Source organism: Streptomyces sp. NPDC059443, from assembly GCF_042750105.1.
In the GTDB taxonomy this organism is placed as follows: domain Bacteria; phylum Actinomycetota; class Actinomycetes; order Streptomycetales; family Streptomycetaceae; genus Streptomyces.
Genome location: NZ_JBHYVM010000072.1, coordinates 1 through 3,214 on the forward strand (window position 1 = coordinate 1; position 3,214 = coordinate 3,214).

1 rRNA gene is annotated in these 3,214 nt (G+C 56.5%); it reads left to right on the forward strand.

What is annotated here, in order from left to right:
• Positions 1-57: 57 nt before the first annotated feature.
• A 23S ribosomal RNA gene (locus ACFXDJ_RS35785) occupies positions 58-3,182 on the forward strand.
• Positions 3,183-3,214: the final 32 nt, after the last annotated feature.

A 3,214-nucleotide genomic window follows, 5' to 3' on the forward strand; every position in this document is an offset into this window, starting at 1 on the left:
GGGTGATGGGTGGCTGGTCGTTGCTTGAGAACTACACAGTGGACGCGAGCATCTGTAGGCCAAGTTTTTAAGGGCGCACGGTGGATGCCTTGGCACCAGGAACCGATGAAGGACGTGAGAGGCCGCGATAGGCCCCGGGGAGCTGCCAACTGAGCTTTGATCCGGGGGTGTCCGAATGGGGAAACCCGGCAGTCGTCATGGGCTGTCACCCACTGCTGAACACATAGGCAGTGTGGAGGGAACGCGGGGAAGTGAAACATCTCAGTACCCGCAGGAAGAGAAAACAACCGTGATTCCGGGAGTAGTGGCGAGCGAAACCGGATCAGGCCAAACCGTATGCGTGTGATACCCGGCAGGGGTTGCGCATGCGGGGTTGTGGGAATTCTTTTGATCGGTCTGCCGGCCGGTCGGCGAGTCAGAAACCGTTGATGTAGTCGAAGGACATGCGAAAGGTCCGGCGTAGAGGGTAAGACCCCCGTAGACGAAACATTAGCGGCTTGCTTAAGAATCTCCCAAGTAGCACGGGGCCCGAGAAATCCCGTGTGAATCTGGCGGGACCACCCGCTAAGCCTAAATATTCCCTGGTGACCGATAGCGGATAGTACCGTGAGGGAATGGTGAAAAGTACCGCGGGAGCGGAGTGAAATAGTACCTGAAACCGTGTGCCTACAAGCCGTGGGAGCGTCGCCGTTATTCCTTTGGAATACCGGTCGTGACTGCGTGCCTTTTGAAGAATGAGCCTGCGAGTTAGCGGTGTGTAGCGAGGTTAACCCGTGTGGGGAAGCCGTAGCGAAAGCGAGTCCGAATAGGGCGATTGAGTTGCACGCTCTAGACCCGAAGCGGAGTGATCTAGCCATGGGCAGGTTGAAGCGGAGGTAAGACTTCGTGGAGGACCGAACCCACCAGGGTTGAAAACCTGGGGGATGACCTGTGGTTAGGGGTGAAAGGCCAATCAAACTCCGTGATAGCTGGTTCTCCCCGAAATGCATTTAGGTGCAGCGTCACGTGTTTCTTGCCGGAGGTAGAGCACTGGATAGGCGATGGGCCCTACCGGGTTACTGACCTTAGCCAAACTCCGAATGCCGGTAAGTGAGAGCGTGGCAGTGAGACTGTGGGGGATAAGCTCCATGGTCGAGAGGGAAACAGCCCAGAGCATCGACTAAGGCCCCTAAGCGTACGCTAAGTGGGAAAGGATGTGGAGTCGCAGAGACAACCAGGAGGTTGGCTTAGAAGCAGCCACCCTTGAAAGAGTGCGTAATAGCTCACTGGTCAAGTGATTCCGCGCCGACAATGTAGCGGGGCTCAAGCGTACCGCCGAAGTCGTGTCATTGCAGCAATAGGGCCAACGCCCGCTGTGATGGGTAGGGGAGCGTCGTGTGCCGGGTGAAGCAGCAGCGGAAGCTAGTTGTGGACGGTTCACGAGTGAGAATGCAGGCATGAGTAGCGATACACACGTGAGAAACGTGTGCGCCGATTGACTAAGGGTTCCTGGGTCAAGCTGATCTGCCCAGGGTAAGTCGGGACCTAAGGCGAGGCCGACAGGCGTAGTCGATGGACAACCGGTTGATATTCCGGTACCCGCTTTGAAACGCCCAATATCGAATCAGGCGATGCTAAGTCCGTGAAGCCGTTCCGGACCCTTCGGGGAAAGGAAAGTGGTGGAGCCGACGAACCAGACTTGTAGTAGGTAAGCGATGGGGTGACGCAGGAAGGTAGTCCAGCCCGGGCGGTGGTAGTCCCGGGGTAAGGGTGTAGGCCGAGGGGTAGGCAAATCCGTCCCTCATATAAGGCTGAGACCTGATGCCGAGCCGATTGTGGTGAAGTGGATGATCCTATGCTGTCGAGAAAAGCCTCTAGCGAGTTTCATGGCGGCCCGTACCCTAAACCGACTCAGGTGGTCAGGTAGAGAATACCGAGGCGTTCGGGTGAACTATGGTTAAGGAACTCGGCAAAATGCCCCCGTAACTTCGGGAGAAGGGGGGCCATCACTGGTGAAGGAACTTGCTTCCTGAGCTGGGGGTGGCCGCAGAGACCAGCGAGAAGCGACTGTTTACTAAAAACACAGGTCCGTGCGAAGCCGTAAGGCGATGTATACGGACTGACGCCTGCCCGGTGCTGGAACGTTAAGGGGACCGGTTAGTCACATTTCGGTGTGGCGAAGCTGAGAACTTAAGCGCCAGTAAACGGCGGTGGTAACTATAACCATCCTAAGGTAGCGAAATTCCTTGTCGGGTAAGTTCCGACCTGCACGAATGGCGTAACGACTTCTCGACTGTCTCAACCATAGGCCCGGTGAAATTGCACTACGAGTAAAGATGCTCGTTTCGCGCAGCAGGACGGAAAGACCCCGGGACCTTTACTATAGTTTGATATTGGTGTTCGGTTCGGCTTGTGTAGGATAGGTGGGAGACTTTGAAGCTGTGACGCCAGTCATGGTGGAGTCGCCGTTGAAATACCACTCTGGTCGTGCTGGATGTCTAACCTCGGTCCGTGATCCGGATCAGGGACAGTGTCTGATGGGTAGTTTAACTGGGGCGGTTGCCTCCCAAAAAGTAACGGAGGCGCCCAAAGGTTCCCTCAGCCTGGTTGGCAATCAGGTGTTGAGTGTAAGTGCACAAGGGAGCTTGACTGTGAGACCGACGGGTCGAGCAGGGACGAAAGTCGGGACTAGTGATCCGGCGGTGGCTTGTGGAAGCGCCGTCGCTCAACGGATAAAAGGTACCCCGGGGATAACAGGCTGATCTTCCCCAAGAGTCCATATCGACGGGATGGTTTGGCACCTCGATGTCGGCTCGTCGCATCCTGGGGCTGGAGTCGGTCCCAAGGGTTGGGCTGTTCGCCCATTAAAGCGGTACGCGAGCTGGGTTTAGAACGTCGTGAGACAGTTCGGTCCCTATCCGCTGTGCGCGTAGGAATATTGAGAAGGGCTGTCCCTAGTACGAGAGGACCGGGACGGACGAACCTCTGGTGTGCCAGTTGTCCTGCCAAGGGCATGGCTGGTTGGCTACGTTCGGGAGGGATAACCGCTGAAAGCATCTAAGCGGGAAGCCTGCTTCAAGATGAGTATTCCCACCTCCTTGAGAGGGTAAGGCTCCCAGTAGACGACTGGGTTGATAGGCCAGATGTGGAAGCCCGGTAACGGGTGGAGCTGACTGGTACTAATAGGCCGAGGGCTTGTCCTCAGTTGCTCGCGTCCACTGTGTTAGTTCTGAAG